Annotated in this window: 15 protein-coding genes and 3 pseudogenes; 10 read left to right on the top strand and 8 right to left on the bottom strand. The window is 64.3% G+C overall.

Features of this window, described 5'->3' with window-relative positions; translation table 11 throughout:
* Positions 1 to 55: 55 nt before the first annotated feature.
* Together QM806_RS38530 and QM806_RS38525 are read right to left on the bottom strand one after the other, a co-directional pair.
* Positions 56 to 796: an SDR family NAD(P)-dependent oxidoreductase gene (locus tag QM806_RS38530; protein WP_169694961.1), complete on the bottom strand. Its 741-nt coding sequence runs from the start codon at positions 794 to 796 to the stop codon at positions 56 to 58.
* Between the two features lie 28 nt (positions 797 to 824).
* Positions 825 to 1,802 carry a Gfo/Idh/MocA family protein gene (locus tag QM806_RS38525; RefSeq protein ID WP_169694963.1) on the bottom strand — a complete coding sequence of 326 codons (978 nt, stop codon included), beginning with the start codon at positions 1,800 to 1,802 and terminating at the stop codon, positions 825 to 827.
* 407 nt (positions 1,803 to 2,209) lie between these two features.
* Between QM806_RS38525 and QM806_RS41965 the strand changes: the two are divergent.
* Positions 2,210 to 2,305: pseudogene (locus QM806_RS41965) on the top strand (DUF2510 domain-containing protein); the annotation flags it as partial.
* 17 nt (positions 2,306 to 2,322) lie between these two features.
* Here the strand turns inward: QM806_RS41965 and QM806_RS38520 are convergent.
* Both QM806_RS38520 and QM806_RS38515 read right to left on the bottom strand, forming a co-directional pair.
* Positions 2,323 to 2,637, bottom strand: coding sequence for a hypothetical protein (locus tag QM806_RS38520; RefSeq protein WP_283294890.1), 315 nt, complete (start codon positions 2,635 to 2,637; stop codon positions 2,323 to 2,325).
* Between the two features lie 9 nt (positions 2,638 to 2,646).
* Entirely contained in the window at positions 2,647 to 2,820 is a 174-nt protein-coding gene (locus tag QM806_RS38515) for a hypothetical protein (protein WP_283294889.1), read from the bottom strand.
* Positions 2,821 to 3,081: 261 nt separating this feature from the next.
* On the opposite strand from QM806_RS38515, the pseudogene QM806_RS41960 reads away from it, so the two are divergent.
* From QM806_RS41960 to QM806_RS38475, 9 genes and pseudogenes are all read left to right on the top strand, one after another.
* Positions 3,082 to 3,183: pseudogene (locus QM806_RS41960) on the top strand (DUF2510 domain-containing protein); the annotation flags it as partial.
* 189 nt (positions 3,184 to 3,372) lie between these two features.
* Complete coding sequence (locus QM806_RS38510; RefSeq protein WP_283294888.1) at positions 3,373 to 3,864, top strand: hypothetical protein; 492 nt, start codon at positions 3,373 to 3,375, stop codon at positions 3,862 to 3,864.
* Complete coding sequence (locus tag QM806_RS38505) at positions 3,846 to 4,316, top strand: hypothetical protein (RefSeq protein ID WP_283294887.1); 471 nt, start codon at positions 3,846 to 3,848, stop codon at positions 4,314 to 4,316. Before QM806_RS38510 ends, QM806_RS38505 begins: the two co-directional genes overlap by 19 nt.
* Positions 4,307 to 6,139, top strand: a complete 1,833-nt coding sequence (locus QM806_RS38500) for a sacsin N-terminal ATP-binding-like domain-containing protein (RefSeq protein ID WP_283294886.1) — start codon at positions 4,307 to 4,309, stop codon at positions 6,137 to 6,139. The genes QM806_RS38505 and QM806_RS38500 overlap by 10 nt, the downstream gene beginning before the upstream one ends.
* Positions 6,140 to 6,403: 264 nt before the next feature.
* Positions 6,404 to 6,997, top strand: coding sequence for a hypothetical protein (locus QM806_RS38495; RefSeq protein WP_283294885.1), 594 nt, complete (start codon positions 6,404 to 6,406; stop codon positions 6,995 to 6,997).
* A 353-nt stretch (positions 6,998 to 7,350) separates the two neighbouring features.
* Positions 7,351 to 8,436, top strand: coding sequence for a hypothetical protein (locus tag QM806_RS38490; protein ID WP_283294884.1), 1,086 nt, complete (start codon positions 7,351 to 7,353; stop codon positions 8,434 to 8,436).
* A gap of 5 nt (positions 8,437 to 8,441) precedes the next feature.
* Complete coding sequence (locus QM806_RS38485) at positions 8,442 to 9,584, top strand: hypothetical protein (RefSeq protein WP_283294883.1); 1,143 nt, start codon at positions 8,442 to 8,444, stop codon at positions 9,582 to 9,584.
* A 256-nt stretch (positions 9,585 to 9,840) separates the two neighbouring features.
* The gene (locus QM806_RS38480) at positions 9,841 to 11,832 is read left to right on the top strand and encodes a restriction endonuclease FokI C-terminal domain-containing protein (RefSeq protein ID WP_283294882.1); all 1,992 of its coding nucleotides are present in this window, start codon (positions 9,841 to 9,843) and stop codon (positions 11,830 to 11,832) included.
* 113 nt (positions 11,833 to 11,945) lie between these two features.
* Positions 11,946 to 13,478, top strand: a complete 1,533-nt coding sequence (locus QM806_RS38475; protein ID WP_349307622.1) for an ApeA N-terminal domain 1-containing protein — start codon at positions 11,946 to 11,948, stop codon at positions 13,476 to 13,478.
* 62 nt (positions 13,479 to 13,540) lie between these two features.
* On the opposite strand, the gene QM806_RS41955 is transcribed toward QM806_RS38475, so the two are convergent.
* The 4 genes and pseudogenes from QM806_RS41955 to QM806_RS41950 all read right to left on the bottom strand — a co-directional run.
* Positions 13,541 to 15,829, bottom strand: a complete 2,289-nt coding sequence (locus QM806_RS41955; protein ID WP_502943954.1) for a zinc-ribbon domain-containing protein — start codon at positions 15,827 to 15,829, stop codon at positions 13,541 to 13,543.
* A gap of 323 nt (positions 15,830 to 16,152) precedes the next feature.
* Entirely contained in the window at positions 16,153 to 17,142 is a 990-nt protein-coding gene (locus QM806_RS38465) for a hypothetical protein (protein WP_283294878.1), read from the bottom strand.
* Positions 17,143 to 19,140: 1,998 nt separating this feature from the next.
* Positions 19,141 to 20,202 (bottom strand): hypothetical protein, encoded by a 1,062-nt coding sequence (locus tag QM806_RS38460; RefSeq protein WP_283294877.1) that lies wholly within the window; start codon positions 20,200 to 20,202, stop codon positions 19,141 to 19,143.
* A gap of 117 nt (positions 20,203 to 20,319) precedes the next feature.
* A pseudogene (locus QM806_RS41950) lies at positions 20,320 to 20,406 on the bottom strand (DUF2510 domain-containing protein); the annotation flags it as partial.
* Between the last annotated feature and the right edge of the window lie 440 nt (positions 20,407 to 20,846).

Raw genomic sequence — 20,846 nt, 5'->3', positions numbered from 1 at the left:
GTGGGTTGCGTCCACACTGCGACTTGCACGGAAGCAAGGTTATGGCGGTGCCCTGTCAGGTGCCCATGCCGAGATGCGCGCCGCCTGCGACGTCCACGGACAGTCCGGTCAGATATCGATTTTCACTAGCTGTCAAAAATGCAACCGTTCGCGCCACCTCATCGGGTTCCGCGAACCGCTGCATCGGCAACTCCCGTGCGCGAGCGTTTCGCGCAGCCTGCGCAGAGCCTGACTGTGCCGCGAGTTGGGTCCACATCTCGGTATTTACCGGTCCTGGGCTGACCGCGTTGACGGAGATGCCGCTTGGACCGAGGATCTTCGCCATCGACCACATAATGTGCAGCACGGCGATTTTGCTCGCGTTGTATGGCAGATAGTCGATTCGTGCTTCCTTGGCGGCGACCGACGAAAAGAGAAGGATCGTGCCGGCTGTTCCGGCTGAGCGCATCGCGTTGGCGGTCTCCCGCGCGATGGTGAACGTGCCTGTGGCGTTGATCCGCATGATGCGTTCGAACTCTTCAGTTGTCGTCGTGAGCGGGTCTGCCGTCTCGCCTAGGACTCCGGCGGTGTGGATCAGGGCGTCGATGCGGCCATGACGACCGATCACAGTGTGAACCGCGTCCTTGGATTGCTTTTCGTCGGTGACATCCAGGTTGAGGAACGAGGCGAGATTTTGGTCGTTGCGGGGAGTGCGGTCGGCACCGACCACGACATCTCCACGGTTCACCAGAGCGTCGACGATCGCAGCACCAATACCCCCACTTGATCCCGTCACCAGAACCACTTGCTCTGTCATTTTATCTTCGTTCCAATCGTCGAGGGCATCATTGAACGGCCTTGCTCGACCATTCCCGCCCTGCTTGCTCTTCGATGGGGAGCCCGGCGGCCTGGAGGATCTGGTCGAGTAGCCGCTGTGTTTTCGCTGCTTCCCAACCAGAGGTGAGCGGTTCTTGCCGATCTCGAATGCGGTCGAGGAAGTGATGTACTGCGTCGGCGAAGCCGAACGTCTCGGTAGCGGTTGCCCAGCCGAACTTCTCGGGGCTCATCGTGCGAATGGTGCGGACACCTTGGTCGGTAATTGCGACGGAATCGGGGGCGATCACTTCCGCGGACCGCATCTGTCCGTGCGCGTCGAGCTTTTCACTCCACGCTCCCGCGGTCCGCGCCGCGACGAGGACGCCCGTGTTTCCGGTTGAAAAGCGAATGAGAGCAGCGCTACCGTCCTCTTCCCATAAATCCGACCCAGCCGCAGCTGCGGCCACGTGGACCACCTCGCCGCCGCAGAACCATCGCAAGAGATCGACCATGTGGATCGCATTCTCGAACGTCGCACGGTACTCCGAACCAGCCCGATTCTTCTGAGCCACGCAGAACGCAGCGCCGGTCGCACCGAACGCTTCACGGGCTGCCACGTAGGTAGGAGCGAAACGGCGGTTGAAACCGACCATCAGCACCCGACCACGCTCTTCCGCCATCTCGGCGAGACGAACGGCGTCCGCGGTCGCGGTCGCCAGTGGCTTCTCGCAGAACACGTCCACGCCTGCAGAGAGCGCGCGCTCGACGGCCTCGACGTGCTCCCCCCGCGGTGTCAGAACGAACACAGCGTCGAGGCTGTCGCCGTCCAACATCTCCTCGACTGTTCGGTAGACGTGCTTGAATCCCCACCGCCGCTGCAGCGAACTCGGATCCTCACGCCGCGAGACGAGCGCCCGTAGTTCCACGTCGTCGCGCTGGACAAGTGTCGGTAGCTGGGCGATGGTCGCGATGTGGCCGGCGCCAATGACACCGACCCGTAGAGGCATCACAAGGCCACTCCGACGGTGCGGCCGCTCGTGTCGGCGTCGCACTCTGCGAGCAGCGAGCGAAGGTGTTGAGCACTACGTCGAAAACCCACCTCCGGCTCGTCAAGATCCTGCGCTGTCGGTTGATCGACCGTATCTACTGGGCACAGGTTCCCTTCTCCGGGAAGGATTTGATACTTCCGCGCCAGCAGTCTCTTCGCGCTTGCGCGGACCGGCCGTCTGGACGGTAGGGGCGATGGCACTATTAGCACCCACGTTGATTGTGAAACGCCTGAAGGCAGCTCTTGAACCCGGATGTTGGTGTCATCGGGTAGATCAATACCATTTGTTGGCAGTGTCATTCAGGTGAATGACATGGTAGGCGTCGGTGCTGTAGGTGTCTGGTTCGTCTGCTATCAATTGCCCCTATGGCAACTCCCGCGTCCTGGCAGCCTGATCCGGAGGATCCACAGAACTCGCTGCGCTACTGGGACGGTGCGCAGTGGACCGGGCATACCCAGCCTCGCGTCCCGACGGGCGATCAGACCGCGGTGCTTCCTGGGCCGGCCGGTAGCGGGTCGAAGCGGAGAAAGTGGCCCTGGGTCGCCGGTGCGGCAGTTGTGGGTGTGATCGCGGTTGGCGCGTTCACCAACAACAATGAGCAGGCAAAGCCGGCACCAGCTAGTGTCGTCGCGACCAGCACGACCGCGGCAACCAGCACGGCTCGGGTGACGACGTCCGTCTCGACCTCGGCGGCTGCGTCGGCGACGTCGTCGGTGGACCTTGCCCCGACCGCACCCAGAACCACACCGGCCGGCGCGACCACGACACCGGCGTACGTCCCGCCGCCGGCCACGACGCCGGCCTACGTACCGCCACCGGTGGTGACCACACCGGCGTATGTACCACCGCCGCCGGCGTACACCCCGCCGGCATCCTTGGGGCCGGCGACGGTACACCCGGGATCGTTCTGCTCCGGCGGAACCGGCGTCTCCAGCACCGGCAAGCCGATGGTGTGCGCGACAGCGAAAGACGGCAAGTTGCGCTGGCAATCGGCGAACTAGCGCCATGGGATGCGGCGCGATAACGCGATAACCAGGAGCTCGACAGACCCGCTGGCAGGGGCACGTAGGAGTACGAACTTGTCGAAATTTCTCAGGACGCAGTGGTCGGACCGACGTACGGATGTCCGATTAATAGGCTTTAATCAGGGCGTGACTGCACGAGATAGCCATTCCACCTTCTGGGTACCGCGGAACCCTCAGAACTCCCACGACGACTTCCTGCAAGGGTCGCAGTCGTGACATCTCCGGGACCCGGCTGGTATTGGGATCAGACCGTTCCTGGCATGTTGCGTTGGTGGGATGGATACGTGTGGACGCCACACACCCAGTGGGTCGCACCACCCCAGCACACTCCGCCGCCCCCGCAGGCGGGGCACCCCGTGGCTGTGCAACCGGCGGTCCAACCAGTCCCGGAACCTGCGCCCAGGACCAACCACAGTGCATCGCCGGCAGGACCCGCTGCGCAGCCGCGGAACGTAGTTTCACGGCCGACGGCGAGTGCGACACCGACCACGCAAGCGGCGGCGGTGACCGGCGACGCTGCGCCGCCGACCGAGAAGAGCCGCCGCACCGTCGTCACGACGGACAACAAAACGCGCGTCACAACGGAAGTCGACGTGTCCGTCGACGAACTCGGACTGGCCGTCCGTGGCTGGGAAATCCAGGATATTCGCGCACGCGTGTCCACAGACAGATACCGCGACGGCGACCACTTCCACAAGGTGGCGGTATCCGGTGTGCTCCGTTTCAACTCGGACGATTGGACCGACAGTTTCGGCCACAGCCGCGACTATCCGCCACCGGTGGTGATTGTGCTCCGATCCGCCAAGTTATCCGAATTCGAAGCAACCTTTCGGCCGATCTACGTTTCGGCGAAGGAGGCGAATCGCCCAGTCCGGTTCTCCGAGAACGACTGGTTCGTTCACACCGACGACGCGATCGATCACGACGACATCACCGTACGGTCACCGCCTACGATGGGTACGAGGGCAGCGGACACATGCCCTACATACCTGTAGGCGTGCAATCGATCCCACTCGAAGTCGTCGACGAGACAACCCGGCAAGGCAGCAAGCTAGTCGCCACCGAAGTTCACGTCTTCACCCGCCACGATGACGGCCTGACCTACGGACTCATCCAGGCGACTGGTCGAATGATCGCCGGAACGACCGAAGAACTGGTAGCCCAGCATCGAGCACAAGAGTCGTGGATCGACGACGATGCGAAGCTGACTGATCTCACACCATTCGAGTGCTCCGCCCCGCAACTGACGTTCGACTTTCTCGACCAGTCAGGATTTCTCCTGGAACAAGTCAGCGTGCACCTCGACCTCCAGGTTCCGGTCGTCGACGACGGGCGGATCCCTGGCCGGGTAGCGCAGTGGCGGATCGATGAGGACTTCAGCCCGGATGACTTCTCCGAGCCCGCGGCAAAGGTGATTATGCGGATCGAGGACACTTCGTGGAGTTAGTCGACGCCGTCCTCGGGCTGCAGGATGACCTCGTCGCTGAGTACCGGCAGGCCGCCGGCATGTTCGGTGAACTGGCCAGGATCGAGGCACTGCTCGCCGAAACATACCGAGACCGCGTGCAGTACGAGCTGCTGCAGAATTCCGAGGATGCCGGGTCCCGATCCGTCGAGATCGAGGTGTCGTCGTCGGGACCCGTGGTCTGGCGCAACGACGGCCGTCCGATGACCGGAGACGACGCATCTGCTCTGTGCCGCAGCGCCAGTTCGACGAAAACCCGCGGCGACACGATCGGATACCGAGGCATCGGATTCAAGTCCCTCGCCGCCGTCGCCTCCCGAATCACCGTCGCGACAGCCGGATGCGCGTTCACCTTCGATCGGCAGGCCGCCGCAGAGCTACTCTCCACCGCAGGCCACCACCCCGGAATTCACGACGTTCCACTGGTCCGCCTCCCCACCGCCGTTACGAGCACCCCCAATCCGTCCGGGACCGGTGTCACGTTCACCATCGATCCCCTCAACCCGCAAACTCCGGTACTCGGACCGATCGACCCGATCGCGCTGCTCTTCCTCCGCACCATCGAGACAGTGACCGTCCACGCCGACGGCCGCACACACCAGTACCGCGCCGTGCGCAACGGACAACAACTCGAACTGCACTGGGACGACCGAGTCGCGCACTTCGTCGTCCTCACCGGTCGTTCTGCGACGGTGGCGCTGCCCCTGAACGCGCAGGCGGTGTCGCTGTGCACCGCCCGTGGACGACTGGCCTGCTTCCTTCCGCTCAACGACCGGATCGGCGCCCCCCTCGTGGTCTCCGGCGATCTTCTGACAGACCCCTCCCGAACCCACGCAACGGTCGCGGACCCGAGCACCACCGCAGTCTTGCAGGACGCCGCCGCCATCCTGGCCAACGAGCTTCGCAATCCGGCATCAGCCTGGTTCGAACGGGCGTGGGAGCTCATGACCATCATGGAAGATCCGCGATCGCTGCTCGCAACCGGCGGCATCTCAGCAGAGCAGAGCTTCCTGACCGCACTGCGTGAGGAACTGCGCCACGCTGCCATCCCGTTCGCGGTCGCACCCTTCGCAGTTCCGGACCAAGACCTGACCATCATCTTTCCGGCCGGAGCGCCACGCGCACTGTACGACCACACCAACATCGGCACCGCGCGCGCACTGCGCGTCGCGTTCGGACTACCGAACCTCGACGTGGGACCCACCCTCGGACAGGTCGTGACTTCCCTGTCCCCGGCCACCCAGACTGCTGCTGCCCAGTACGTCACCGAGCACCTCCGAGCCCTCGGACGGTCCGCAACTCCAATCGAACAGAAGGTGCTCGACACCGTCCAGAACTCTGCCCCAGCCGAACTCGGGCACCGCGCGGCCGAAAGAGCCGAACCGGCGCCACCTCGGCAGGTCGCGCCGCGCGAAGGATTTGCAGATGTCATCCAGCGGTGGCGCACCGCCGAGATCGCGGTGATGGACTGGCTCAACGCCCGCGGCTGGGACCTGAAAGATGTCAGCAAACAGAACCTCGGCTACGACCTTGTTGGCGTCGACAACACCGGAATCGCCGTCATGCTCGAGGTGAAGAAGGTCGACAGACCCGACGCCAGGTTCTCGATGACCAACAACGAGATGGGCGCAATCGAGGCCGAGCCCGGTCAGTACCTACTTGCGATCGTCATCGGTGACGGCCGCTACGCCCGGCTGATGCTCCTCGACCCGAAAGACCGCGCGCTTCCACGGGAACGGGTCTGTCGCGCCTGGGAATGGCAATTCACCGCCTGGGCCGAGTACGGCCAATTCGTGGACGGATAGTGTGCCACGCAGACCGGCATGACGGAGGCGCTCGCGAAGTTCAATGGGCCCAACAACGGTATCGACCAGCGGCGCTTCCTGCGCAGGCCGTAGTGGGCGATACCTTGAGCCACTGTGTCATTCACTCGATATACACAGGGAGCGGTCTTCGTGCCGATCGGCGGAGTGGGGTCATGCTGGTGCGGCGGCCGCGGTGATCACGATCCGCGCCGGGTTCGGTGTGGATGAAACTCGGGCGGTTGAGATTGCTGGTATGTATTGCCCATGAAACGTGCAGCTTCGGTCTTGCTCGCTGTCCTCGTGCTTGCCGGCTGCGGCAACGCGGACTCCGAGACCGGTGAACCTTCCTCGTCGACGCGCGCGCCGGTGCCGCCGGCGTCGACGACCTCGGCGACGTCGGTGGTGGCGCAGCCCGCACCGGATGTGCCTGGGCAGGTGGTGGTTCGTGGTGTCGACAGCTCGTGTGCCAGTGCCGGGGTGGGTGCACCGATCGATCTGACGGAGGTGTCGGTGCACCTCGGGGTGCCCGGGTATGCCGGTACGGCCGCGCGGGTGATGTGGAGTTATCAGGGCGAGCTCCCGGCCACGGGTACGGTGCTGTGGTCGCTGTCGGCGGCTGATCGGGGCGGGAGCAATGCTGTTCAGCTCGGCTACAAGACCCTCGACGGCAACCAGATCGCCTACTTCACCTTCGCCGGCGCGAAGCAGCAGAATCTGTCGGGTGCACCGGATATCAGCGTGCCCGGTCAGGTGACGGCGGTACTGCCCTCCGCGGCGGTGGCCGCTCTCGGCAGCGAGTGGCACTGGCGGGCCACGGTGAATGTCGACGGCGAAGACGTCGATCGGTGCCCGAACTAGAACTGAGGTGAGGTGCCCACCTGCACCGCGAAAAGAGCGACGTTCGTCCGGGAGCGGCGTAACCCGAGTTGCGGTTATGGCAGCGGGTGCCCAACCCCGGACGGGGCGGGTCCGTGAAGACGACCGCTACCGCGTTCAGGGAAGGCGGCGGCACCGCGGGCTTCTGCCGGAGTGGCGCCGAGTGGAGGCCGTCGATGCCATTTGTCGTGCAGTCCTCTGCCAGGTGTCATTCACGTGAATGACGCTGAGGCGCAGAGAGACTGAAAACATCACCGTGGTCCCGGGCGTTCGAGCCGCGGTGTCGGACCGGTCGGTGATACTGGGCTTTCTGGATGGGTGGGAAGGGGGCGGTCATGTCCACGAGTGATGGTGATCCGGTCGGCGTGCTGGAGTGGTCGGAGTCGGTGGCGTTGGCGGCGATGCAGGTGTCGTTGATGCAGTCGGATCTCGATGCGACGACGTCGGGCAAGTCCGGGGCCGTCAAGGATGCGGTGCTGGGTGATGCAGTGGAGGGATTCCGCCGGGTGGCGGCGGAGGGTCGGCCGGACCGCCCGGAATGGCTGACGACACTGGTGGGGGAGATGGATACCCAGGAAACGGCGGCCGCCGCGGACGCCATTGCCGACCAAGGCCGGCGCCTTCCTCGGCTTTTCGGCTCGCGGGAGCGGTCGTTGCTGGTGCTGGTCAACCTCATCTTGTTCGACCCCTGGCCGGCGAAAGCCTCCTGGCACGCCGCCACCCGCCGCACCGCCCTCGAAGCACTGGTGGACGACTTCCCCCACCTCGACCGGACCGATCTGGATCGGATGCGAGACGAGCACACGCTTCTGCTCCGCCGGTTGAGGCGTAAGAGTGTGCACTGGGGGAAGGTGGCCTTCATCGGTGCGGCAGGACTGGCGGCAGGAGTGGCCACCGGTGGTTGGGCGGCACCGGTGATCGGCGCCGCGATCGGCAGCGCCGCCGGATTGACCGGGGCGGCAGCGACCTCCGCCGGGTTGGCAACCCTCGGTGGCGGCGCGATCGCCGCCGGCGGTTTCGGCATTGCCGGAGGCACCGCCCTGGTGACCGGGCTCGGTGGCATCGCCGGAGCCAGCGTCGCCGCGGCCGGTGCCCGCTGGACACCGTGGACGACCGGTCAGGTGGTGGCGGACGCGATGCGCCTGGATCTGATAGCACGATGTGTGCTGATCGAGGCGGAGAACCGGGACGAGAAGCAACGCCGCGTCGTCCAGAGCTTGCAGGAACGGCTCGAGAAGGTCGTCGCCGACGGTGAACGACTCCTGGACCGGATCCGCGAACTCTCACGTGAGAACGCACGCCTGACCGCGGAAAACAAGGAACTGCGCGAGGAACTGCGCAGGCAGCACGCGGACGCGAAACGGGCCGAGGGAGCACTCGAGGTCATTTTGGACCGTCTCCCGGAAACCGCCGCGCTATGAGCAGCATGGACGACACCGTCGACCGGAACCTCGACACCATCAGCCGCCGGCTCGCCGAGCTGGAATCGGCCACCCACACCGCCCTCGCCGGTAGGGTCCCGGACCGGCTGCCGGAAAGCGACACCGCCGAGCACCTCTCGTATGCGGAGCTGACCGCCACCAATGACCGGCTCCGCACCCAGCGCGGCTGGACCGACATCGACCTCGACGATGCGCTCACCCCCGAGCAGCGGGCCGGTTTCGAACGGTGGCGGGCCCGGCAACGCATCCCGTGGGACCGCGACGACGTCCTCGCGGTCGGGTTCGCGACCGTGCTGGGGGTGGCGGCCCTCTGGTACGACACTGCCATCGACGGCGCCGTCGCCCAGGGGTTCGGTGCCACCAGGAAGACCGGCTGGATGCGCGGGTGGGAGCGGGCCGGCACGAGGTTGCCGATCGACTACACCGGCCCAGGGTTCGGCGGCCGCGCCCATCGGGTCCGCTCCCCGGGACATGATCTGGGCCGCCCGTTCGAGGCGCTGCGGCAGATCCGTGCGGGCGAGTTCCGCGGTGTCCGCTGGGATTACGGCGACAAACACGACATCACCGTCGGGGGCCGGTTTCGGGAGGCCGACTCCCTCGCCGAGGCACTCGTCCTCTGGGCACAGCACCTGGCGGCGGACCTGGTGACCCCGATGAGCCTGCCGATACCCGGCTCCTCCTGGCTGAACGAACTCGACAACCGCGCACTCCGTACGTTTGCGCACGAGGTCTACCTGGGTACCTCGGCGGGCAACGGGCTGAACGTGCGATCCGGAATCCTCACCCCCTCACTGAGCGTGATCACCACCGAGATCATTCTCCGGACCCATGTGCATGCCCGGGCATACGTGATCACCGGCAGCGCTCGCCTGGATGAGCGGGAACAGGCGCTGCGAAACGAGTTGCTCCTCGCTGCCCATTCGCTGGTAGGGCTCGCGTCGGTGGGGAAGACGTTGGCGCGGATGATCGTGCTCGATGATCGGAAGGGTATGGCGCTGCGGCACGTGAACGTGCCTGTTCTGCTCCGCTTGGGATGTCTGTCAGTCGAGGTCGTGCACGATCGGCGGACACGAGGTCGTGCGGTGACTCAGGACTGGGACGCCTTGTCCGCGGACCTTGTGGATTAGCGCCGTGCCACCTCAAGCGAAGTTGTCTCTGTTCGCTGAAGCCGCGACCACAAGGCCTCCGCGGTGCCCGATTCCCGGGCCGGCACCAATCAACGAGTCGCCTGGTCAATTCAGTGCCACAACGACCGAGACGGCAGCAGATAACTCCACCGCACAATCCAAATCGCGTGACGCGACGAACATCCAAGGGGCAAGAATGGACCAACACGCAGGCGAGCAGGTAGTTCCACTTCCATGGGCGTCCCGGAGCTCAGCCATGCCCTATCTGCCCGGCGGCAGCGGCCGCCAAGTGGAACTGCTGGACCACCTTCTCGAACAGATCGACGCCAACGGGGGACACGCAGCAGCGCTCATCGACCGCGGAGACGGAGTCGAGCGACCGATTCGAGAAGTAGTACGAAACCTGACCGCCTCAGGGCTCCTGACCCGAGCAGACCGGGATCAGTACGTCGTCTCGGAGGAAGCCCGTGCCTGGCGACAAAGCGGAGACCCCACAGACCTAATCAAAATCTTCCACCGACACATCAGGCTGATAGGGGAACTCCTATACGAGCTTTCGGACGGCCCGAGAACCGTACGAGAGCTGACCGAGGTCGCAGCTGAGAAGTACCAGCTCCCCTGGACAACCCTCGACCAGGTTCGGCGCCGTCTGGGCTGGTTCATCGGTGCAGGCATGGTCGAGTACAAGACGAACACGCAGGTCTGGCTCACCGACACTGGCCGCCACCAGCTCGATCGCTTCGCCCTCGGTGGCCCTGAGACGCCCACCGCGACGCAGGCCGTCGAGGTCGACGCACCGGAATTGCCTGCGGCCATCGCTGCGATTGTTGACGAGCTCACCCCCGCAGCGCTCTCCGCTCGACGCGCCGTACTCGGATACGTGCCACGTGGCGCCACCGATATCGACATCGTCCAATCACTGACACTGCTGGTAAACGCCTGCTCGCCAACCATCACGCGACATGACCTCATGTCGTTTGCCCAGCAGAAGTTCGCAGTGGCCGAAAGCTCCTTCGGCTCGGTGCTGACAACTCTGACGATGTCCGGGCTCGTCGAGCAGAGCGGCTTCAACATCTACTCTCCGACACCGGAGGGTTCGGCGTGGCTCGAGGAGCCGACCGCTCTGAACCTCGCATTGATCTTTCATGCCAGGTATCTATTCGTTCTCGAAATCATCCCGCTTCTATCGGAATTCGACAAGGCTCCCGATCTCGCCAGAGCGGCACACCAGCACTATGGGTTCGGCCGTGTCGATGTCGGAGGCATACGAACCCGTCTCCAGATCCTCAAAGCCGCAGGTCTGATCTATGAGCGAGCAAACTGGCGATACCAGGCGACACCACTCGGCGAACGACTTGTCCACGACGTCGCGTTGCAGGAACCGTACGACGCCGATGTCGCGGTCGCTGACGTTCCAGGCGACTCCGATGACGCAACCTCACAGACCGACATCCTGTGTCAGGAACTACACGAGGCAGCACTTGCCGCTGACACCCCGGTCCGGCTGGAAAAGGCTGTCGCGGATGCCTTCGCCGCCCTGGGCTTCGACACGCGGCATATCGGTGGGGGAGGAAAGACCGACGTCATTGCCACAGTCAACGGACCTGACCTCAAGCCGGTACGGGTCATCATCGATGCCAAAGCCGCACGCAGCGGACTCGTGAACGAGAACGCGGTGTCCTTCGACACTCTCGCAGAGCACAAGAAGAGCCACGAGGCGAACTTCGTGGCCCTCGTTGGGCCGAGTTTCGAGTCTGGCAGAGTCCGCAGCCGCGCAGAATCGGCAGGAGTCGAGCTGATTACTACAGATCGGCTCGCCCAGGTCCTACGCCGCCATGCCAAGACGCCGCGATCGGCCAGCACCTACCTCGGCCTGGTCGATCCAAGCGCGACGGCAAAGAAGGCCTTGGAGAACGGATGGTCCCAGGCCGAACGCCGTGTTGAGTTGTTGACTCACGTCGTAGCCGTCCTCGATCAAGAAGCACGCCAAGCTGATGAGGTTACTCACGGCGCTCTGTCCGCAGACCAGATCTACTTGATCGTCCGAGACGAGATTGACCCTCGCCCGTCGCCAAAAGATATTGAGAGTGTTCTGAGCTTGCTGGAACATCCACTCATCGAATCCGTTCAGCAAATCGCCGTCGGAAGCGGGAAAACGACCAGTTACCATCTCGTGGACTCGAAAACCCTGATTACAGAGAAGATCGCGGCCCTGGCAAGGAGTATCGGTCGAGACGACGCGGAGTAGGACTGCCCCGAGTCTTTGATTGCGTAGAGGCGGGAGAGTGCGCACGCCTGTCGTGCTGGGTAGGAGGCGAAAGGGTCATCTTCCTCTCCTTGCCATCCACGCACTCTTGCCAGATGTGGTCCGGACTGCGGCAGCACGTTATGTCATTCACACGATCTAATCGATCGGTCGAAATGCTCACGTGCAATTCTCATTCCATGAACTCGCAGACATTCTCCGGATACTGGTGGTGTAGTGACGACCGAGACAATAGGCAGCCAGGGACACTGACCATCGCGTCAGACGGGACAGTGGCACTGCAATTGATCGAAGGTTTCGATCTGCAGCAGTACACCTCGCTGCCCGACGGTTCCATCGGTATCGGAGAGGGCCGTACCCGTATCGATGTCATTCACGGTGCGACAACGGCCGGCAAGGAAATAACCTTGCTGGACTGCCTTATCCGGCGTTACAACATGGGCCTCGGCACCCCTACCGAGCAGCGGCTCTCGGCACGGTACGCGCTCGTGGGCCTCCATCTGGAGGACGCCGACGCGGAGGTGTTCGATAGCTGCCGTCTCCGTCTCGAGAACCTTCGCACGTGGATGGCGATCGGCGAGTACAAGACCACCCATGAAGAGGACGGCCGAGAACTATCCGCCACGGTGACGACGCCCGAGCCGGTTACGGTGAAGTGGGAAGACTTCACGATCAAGGCAGACATGTCCGCAACGCCGTTCAACTACGCCGCCACCCGAGACGAAGCAACGTTCAGTTCGAGGGGGGCCGTGACCCTCACCATTACTGCGGATACTCCGCGGTCTTACCGGGGATTCCATGAAGTCACCATGGCGATTGTCGATCTGCTGACCCTGGCCAGCGATCGGGCATGTGGTGTCATCAATCAACGGCTCGTTGGCCAACCCCAACCGGTCTCATACCCCGACGTGAACGAGGATGGCACGATCGGCACACAGATTGTTGAGGAGTCACCCGAAGCCGCGGTGTACGCACGTCGGACGGTCACCGCCATCCCCGACGAGAAAGAGCTCCACCACCACGACTTCTTGTTCACGTGCCAGGACATGCCCTTCGAAGAACTCGTCGTCCGCTGGCTTGACTTGAGAAAGCGGATCGTGCGCGCGACGAACATGCTGTTCAGCTTGAAGTACTCGAAGCCTGGGTTCTTGCAGACGCAGGTTCTGACGGCCGCCGTTTCCGCAGAGACCTTGAGCCGATGCCTCACCGACCCTAAAGCCGTGCCGATGGCCACCCCCGACTTCGAATACATGGTTCGTGAGCTTCGGATCGCCATCGACAGAATGCCCGAGGACGACCGCAAGCGATTCGAAGGCTTCTTGCGAAACGAGTGCAAATACCGGGACAGGTTGAATGACGTCGCGTCGATGCCGCCACAAGCAGTCGTCGCCAAAATCATTCCCGACGTCGAAGCCTGGGCACAGGAGCTCACGAATGTACGGAACGGCCTCGCCCACGGCCTCGACCAGAGCTACAGCGAGCCCGAGAACCTCTTCCTTCTTCTGCAGCGCACCCAGTATCTGATCTGTCTGGTTCTTATGACCGAACTCGGCCTGCCTGAACCTGTTCTAGATCGTGCCGTCGATGCCAATCAGTATCTGACGCACTTGTACAAAGGACAGGGGTAACCCGACAGACAGTGAGCAGCCCCGTCCACGGCCTCGTCCGACGATGGCCGCAGGCGGGGCCGTCAGCGCTCGACCTGTCTCGACCGAGTTCGTTGGCAAGCAGGGCATCCCGTGTGGTTCCGGGTTCGGTTCTTCACCGTGGTTCGCCATTCGTGGTCGCACTGGCTGCAGCGCCACTGGCACCGGTCGTGGCTTCCTGTCCGCAGTTGCTCGGGGCAGCGGCCTGGGTGGGTGAGGTTCTCGACGAGCTCTGCCGCTATGGCTGGGTGCAGCTCGGCAACGGATTCACCAGGCTTGGGTGTGGATCTGGCAGCGGCGGTCTTGAGGCGTCCGCAGGCTGGGCAACCGGCGCCACCGAGGGCGCGTGAACTGACTGTCGCACTCCACATGTGACTGCAGGTTGTGCATCGCCACTGGGCCCGGAAGTTCGAACCGGGTGCGATGTCCTCCGCGGTGCGGTTCGGGCGGTCGTCGAGTTCGATCAGTTCCGACGCCAGTGACGGATGGAACGCGGCGAGACTGTCCTCGCGGTGAACGCGGCTGCGAGCGTCGCCCCCGGCTACCCGACTGCAATGTGCACAGCCGCGCCCTCGGGTGCGAGAGGCAGGCGATGCCCGGTACTCGTGACCGCAGCTGCAGCGCCAGATGCACAGCAGGTTGCTCGCGGGGCGGAGATCACCCGGCGTGCGGTCGGGCTGTCGCTCGCAGCGCACAAACTCCGCCGCAAGTGAGGGGTGGAGTGCGAGCAGGGATTCGCCGTGTGGGGCGAGCGATCGATTGCGAGCCTGTCGATCGATGCTACACGTGGGGCAGCCTGACCGTAGCCCTGCTCGCGAGTGCACGCTGGTGCGCCATTCGTTTGCGCAGGCGGTGCAGCGCCACCAGCACTGGTCTTTTGCGCTCGGCGGGAGCCAGCCGAGGTCGATCCCGGGCCTGGATTCGTTGCGCAAGAACTCGTCCTGGAGCTGGGGTGCCGCGTCCAGGGCTGAATTCTTCGGCCTTCCCCGTAGCGTCTGGTTCCAGCGGTCGGCTGCTTCGGCTAGTGCTGCGCCGATCTGATCAGCCGTGAGGTTCGACCAGGTCACGCCGAGCTCAGTCAAGAGGGGCTGAAGTGAGAGCGCCCATTCGTGTGCATCGAAGGACTTGTCCCGCACGACGGCGGTAACGACGTTGTCGAGCTGGGGGAGAGACTCAGGCCTGATCCGCACGTAGTGGTGTTCTTCCATGGCGTCTGCCTTCCGCTGATCGCGAGCGGTGTTCGCATGCCAGCGGGCGGGATCGAGATCGACGTACAAATCGACCTGAGGGATCGCGAGATCGACACGCCAAGTACGCGACGCCGCGCGAATCGGCACATCCAGTTCGACATTTGTACCGGTGGCGGCGCGGAGAACGGCTGCCACCTCGAACTCCAGCCGGGACTGACCACGAGCGCCGCATCGGGCGCATCCACTGCCAGCCACGCGCGCTGCCACGGTCGTGATCCACTCGTGTCCGCGAGAACACCGCCAGGTGCACAACGCGTTCGATCCGGGCCGGATCGTATCGGGCAAATGTTCGCTGGCTCGGTGGCTCGTGACGAACTCGGCGGCGATCTCGGGATACATCACTTGCAGTGAGCGGTTCCGCGGCGCGGTGGCCCGTGTCGCAGCGCTGCGGATAATGCTGCACCGAGGACACCCGCTGCGTTTCACCACTCGGTTGACGACGGTGGCCTCCCATACGTGTCGGCACTGGGTGCATCGCCACAGGCAACGGTCTGTCGAATTGGGGCGAAGGTCAGCGAGGCTGCGGCCCGCGTGCGTCTGGTTCACGACGAGCTCGGACAATGGAAATGATGCGTGGTCCGCCGCCGTGCCGGTGCGGGCGGTGGGCCGCCGGCGTCCTTCGCTCCTGCGTCCATTCGCGCAGAGCGGGCATCCGCGCCCGTTGACGCGGTTGGCGACAGTCGCGTCCCATTCGTGAGAGCACGTAGCGCACTGCCAGCGGCACCGCTGTTGCGAGCTTGGGCGCAGATCCGCGGGTGTCATGTCGGGTCTGGTGAGGTTCTGCACGAACTCGGCGGCGACGGTCGAATCGAGGTCGGCCAGGCTCTGCCCCGGCGGCGCCTGGGCGCGTGAGCGTGCGCGTATTGCCTTCGCGCACTCAGGGCAGCCGCGGCCGGCCGCTCGCGCAGCCGGCGGCGCCTCCCATTGATGGCCACAGGTTGCGCAGCGCCACAGGACCGCCAGGTTGCTGTGGGTGCCCAGGGTGACCAGACCGACGTCGGGTCGCCCGACGACCTCAACGGCTTCACCGAAGACCTTCGAATAGGTATCCCGTAGAAAGGAACGTGGGTCAGGTCCGGGCATAGAGAAAGTATGGGCGGTACGTCCGACAGTCTGGGTCAGCGGCCGTGATTCAGTGGCCGTCTCGGCGGGACCCTCCATGGCGTACTGAAGGCGATCGAGGGAAGGCCTGTGGGTGACCCCACCGCCGTTCGGGTCCTTCGGCGGCGGATCCGAAGGTCGGCGAGGTCAGCATCTTGGGCATCGGCGACTTCGTCATTCGCCGCGGTCACGTGTGGGGCGCACTCGTGCTGGACACGGCCCCGGCAGGCCGATCAATCCACACGCTAACGGCACCCTCCTAGGCGTGTCGTTTCCGTGCGAGTGAATGCAGCGTTGGTCGGCACTTAGGTTTGGGACTCGCGCCCGAAGTCTGTCCAGCGGTGACCGAAATCGGGAGCAGTTGAGGGCATCACTCCACCGGGGCCGGAGCTTGCCCGAGCATTGCGGATGGTGAGGGTTGTGTCGTGGTGTGAACGGAACGCGTCGGCCCGGGCGTCGGTATAGGCCGCGCAGGGTCGGCCCACGAAAGTGTTGACGACATCGACTAGCGCTGGGTGTGACGGGGTCCTGCCGCCGATGATGGTGCCGGTCCGATCGACGGTGAGGTATCCCTGCTCGAAGAGGGTGTCGCAACCGAGTGTGCAGACGAGCATCGCGACTGACGGAAAGTCCCACCGTTCGGTGTCGGTGCATTGCGCGCGGGGTTTGATGTGGCCGGCTACGAGCAGTGTCGCCGGCAGGGTACGGCCACACAGCCCGCAGCAGCCGTCGGGGTTGCCTTCGAGGAGGTAGGCACGGAGTGCAGTTTGTTCGAGACGCCGAGCCACCGACCCTTGGACGTCGGTGGCGCCACGGATCGTCCACGCCGGTGTTGGCTGGGCGGTGTCCTCGCGGGGGTTGTCGATGAGCCCGACTTCGGCGAGAAGCCGCAATCCGCAATCGGGAGCGAGCCTTGAGAGGTATTTCTGAAGCGGGCGGCCGTTCTTGTCGAGCGGCCCTGGGGAGCCGTGAGGGAGCAGTTCGGCGACTCGTTCAAAGTGGATGGCGAGCCCGGTTACTATCGGGTCGACGGTGACCAGCCACCCGTCGTTGAGGTCCTCGTAGACAGTGGGGTAACCCGTCGGCCTGTTCGCGTCGCGCCAGGGCGCGGTGACGACACTCACTGCACGCATGTAGCGGTCGTAGTGGTGAAAGACGATGTCCCCGCGGCTTACCTGCTTGAGCAGCGCACGATCGGTGGGGAGCGTCCCGTCGATGCGCCGGCACGTCCATAGCGAGCCCTGACGGATCGCAATGGGGTAGTTCTTCCCCTGGCTTGCCCACCAAAATCCCACTGCGACTCCCTCGTCCCCGATGGGGTGATGGTACTGGCTGTGTGCTAGCCGACGTCGACGTCACATCGTGTTTGGTGGCAGATCCGAAGCCCCGGCCGTGCATCGTTCCACGCCGTGCAACGGCGAATGGGTGCGCTTAGGTGATGTGAGCGCACGATCGACTCCCCGCACGCACCAACAGTAGTGTTGCGCGGCTGTCGAATTCTTGCGCAGGGCACGATCCGCGCCGACGGCGGCGACCGTGGCGAATCCGCGCTTGTGCTGCGATACTCCCCGAGGGTGCGGATCGGGCGTTCTTGTAGAGATCACGCGCCGCGCCGGCACGGTTGTGGGCCAATCACCTACATTCTCACGCCGCGCCGTTCACAACCTCCGTGGTCAGTACAGCTAGTCGCCCGTCCGCGTCGGTATGTCATGTTTCTCTATTCTGACCGAGCGCCCGGTGTCTACCTGCACGGCCGTGGGCGGCTAGGTTGTTTGTTCGTGCCCCGGCGACTGACGGATGTGGAAGCGACAGAGCGGATGCGTGCGGCGGGTGCTGAGCCGCTGGATCCGTATCCCGGTGCGGGGCGCCCGTGGCGCTGTACGTGTGCGCGTTGCGGACGCACCATCACCCCCAGTCTCCATAGCCTGACGAAGGGCAACGGGCCGTGTGCCTACTGCTCGGGGAAGGCCGTGGACCCCGTCACCGCCGTCGAGGTGATGCGAGCGGCGGGCCTGGAGCCGTTGGTCCCGTACCCAGGGAGTAAGAACGCGTGGCTGTGCCGTTGCAGGCGCTGCGGTAACGACATCGCGCCCCGCTACAACAACGTCCAGCAAAGCCAAACTGGATGTAAGTACTGTTCGGGGCACATCGTCGACGAACTGGCGGCCGAGTCGCTGCTGCGCCAGCACGGTCTCGAACCACTCGAGCGCTATCCCGGTGTCCAGGTTCCGTGGCGCTGTCTCTGTCTGCGATGTGGACGCGAGACCACCAAGCGGTGGAATGACGTCAAGAACGGGATCCCGGGCTGCAAGTTTTGTGCGAGACGGGCGGTCACCGAGGTGGATGTCGTCGCGGCGATGCACGCGGTCGGCCTCGAGCGTTTGGATCCGTATCCGGGAAGCAACAAGCCGTGGCGGTGTCGGTGTCTGACCTGTGACTCGCTCGTCAGTCCCCGCTACAACACTGTCAAGAATGACGATGGTGGATGTCGGGTCTGCGCGGCACGCAAACGCGGACTGGGCCGGCGTCGGGATGCCGACGAATGTGCCGAACTGATGCGAGAGCTCGGACTTGAACCTCTGGTCCCGTATCCCGGCAGTAGTGCCAAGTGGCACGCCAGGCATCGGGTGTGCGGACTGGATGTCAATCCGACCTTCCACCAAGTGATTCGATGGGTGCAATTTGTCCGCACTGTGCGGTCAGCGGTTTCAAGCCGGCGCTACCCGCCGAGGTGTACCTGATCACCGACACGTTCCGTGGCGTGCACAAGATCGGAATCGGCGGCCTTCACTCCAACAGGGTCGAGCTGTGGACCAAGAAGGGCTGGAGTGTGTATCGCACGAAACGCTTCACCGTCGGGGCGGACGCCTACGAAGTAGAACAACGAATCCTGCGATGGCTACGGGTAGACCTCGCTCTACCAGCATATTTGGCCGAGGAGGACGGTTGGACTGAGACCGTGTCCGCCGAAGCCCTCAGCCCGCCCGAACTCTGGTCAACCATCGAACGGATCGCGGCAGAGGTCCTCACGTCGGGTACAACTGCGCCTCGGTCGGATGGATCGCCTTTCCACGACCGCGAGGAAGTCTGGGCAGACGGAGTCACCCGATGATCTGGTGACCTGGGGGACAGGGCTCACGTGCAGCGGACAACGGAAGCTGCGGAGATCACAGGCACCGATCCGATCCTCGGCGGAGTAGACCGCCGCTCCGGCAGCGATTGCTGGTCCGGGGACGTGTCGCTACACAGATCGCAGGGCCTTCCTGTGATCACCCGAGCCGCTGGTTCGCAGTTCACCAACTGCTGTTGGTGAGACGACCATCGGCGTGGTCGACGGTCGCGGTGATCATGGCGTCGAGGCGCTCGTGAGGATGATTGGCCGTCAGTCCGGCAACTACCGGGTCCGACATGACCTCGAGCATGACTGCATAGGGGCCGTTGGACCAGCTCGTCCTCGAGACACCGAGTTCGGTGTTGATGATCTTCGCCCCACCCCGATTGGCGTCGAACGGAACCCGCGTACCACCCTCGATCAAAAACGTCTGATCGGCGCTGGTGGCGAAGTCGGCGTCCTCCCGAGCTGCCTGCGGGCTGTTGTGCAGATCGACCTCGACGACGACGCTGCCGTCGGAGTTGCCGCACGAGTAGGTGACGAGGATGTCGCCATGTGCGGACGTCGCGGGGGAGCCGGGGGCCTGCCCGGTCCGGTCGCTGAATCCGCCCGCAGTCAGGACGTCGGAGTCGAGCAGGGCGCAGGGATCGTGAGCAGGAACCGTGGCCGCCGGCGGGGCGGGCACCGGCGGTGCCTCGTCGGGGAAGCGGGCACCGCCCGGGCATCCGAGGGTTGTGTATTCGTGGGCTGACTTCGTCGTCTCGGTACCGGGTGGCCCCGCGAGCGGTTGACCACCGTGTGCGATCCAGCAGGGCCGGCCGCCGCCGTAGATGCTCTCGTCGAACTCCGGCGTCCACTCCACCGTGGTCAGTGCGTAGTCCGCCTCGTTGGCGTAGCCGTAGCAGTAGGCGGCCTTCGTGGTGTGAAGGTAGTGCTGCACGCACTGTCTCTGGAGTTCTTCGACCTGGTGCGGATCCTCGGTGCCCGCGACGAAGCGCACGTTCGACTGTCCTCCCTCGTCGTCCTTTGTCACCCCGTGAGCGCGCACCATCGACTCGGAGAAGGTGAGCGGTGCAGGCTCGGCAGCAGAGGTGGACTCCGCGGCCGGCGTGGTCGCCTGGGCCGGCGTGGTTGCCTCGGTCGGTGCGGGTTCTGGTGCCGCCGAGGATGCAGTGCGCTGGGGTTCGGAGCTCGAGTCTTTGATCGCGTTGCCCACTGCGCCGATCGCGAGGAGGACCGCCACGATTGTCAGGCCAGTCCACCAGCGGAGGTTCGTGCGCTTCTGCTCGGGTGTCCACCCCTTTGTCGTCGTCGGTGGTGTTGACGGCTGGGAGGGTGGGGTGGACGTTGCTTGGGTCGGGTACGCAACCTGTTGCCACGCCTGCCCGTCCCAATACCTGAAGGAGTTCGAGCCGTCAGGATTCGGGTACCACCCCGGAGTTGTCATGGGAATGACATAGCACACTCTGTTCTCTGCGGTGGACCGTTCCGGTGCTGTGTCGGTTCGGATGGGATCGGTGAAATTCGGGGAGTCAGGGAAGGTCGTTGTCTTCCAACCCCGAGCCACTCCCTTGAATGGCGTTGAGGCCATCGAGGCGCTGGACACGGGTCAAGGGGAGGGATTCCAGGTCCACCTTCGACCGGGGGATGACCCGTACTTCTACCCGACGATGCCACGCCAGATGGATAATTCGGCGGCGCCCATGACGGAATGGACAATCGCCGAGTGGAGTCTTCCCGGCATCACTCAGCCAGGCACCGACGACGGCGACGTCGCGTAGTGGTCGGACGGACCCGGGACGTCGAGCATGACGGCGGCCCGGGCCCGAGGGACTAGAGCGTGTCTGCTATTTACGGACGCGATGATGAATGACGAGCGCAGCGAAG

It is taken from the genome of Rhodococcus sp. IEGM 1351, assembly GCF_030056875.1.
Classification (GTDB): domain Bacteria; phylum Actinomycetota; class Actinomycetes; order Mycobacteriales; family Mycobacteriaceae; genus Rhodococcus_F; species Rhodococcus_F opacus.
Note: the sequence above shows the minus strand (reverse complement) of the source record. Positions and strands in the feature narration are given on the sequence as shown.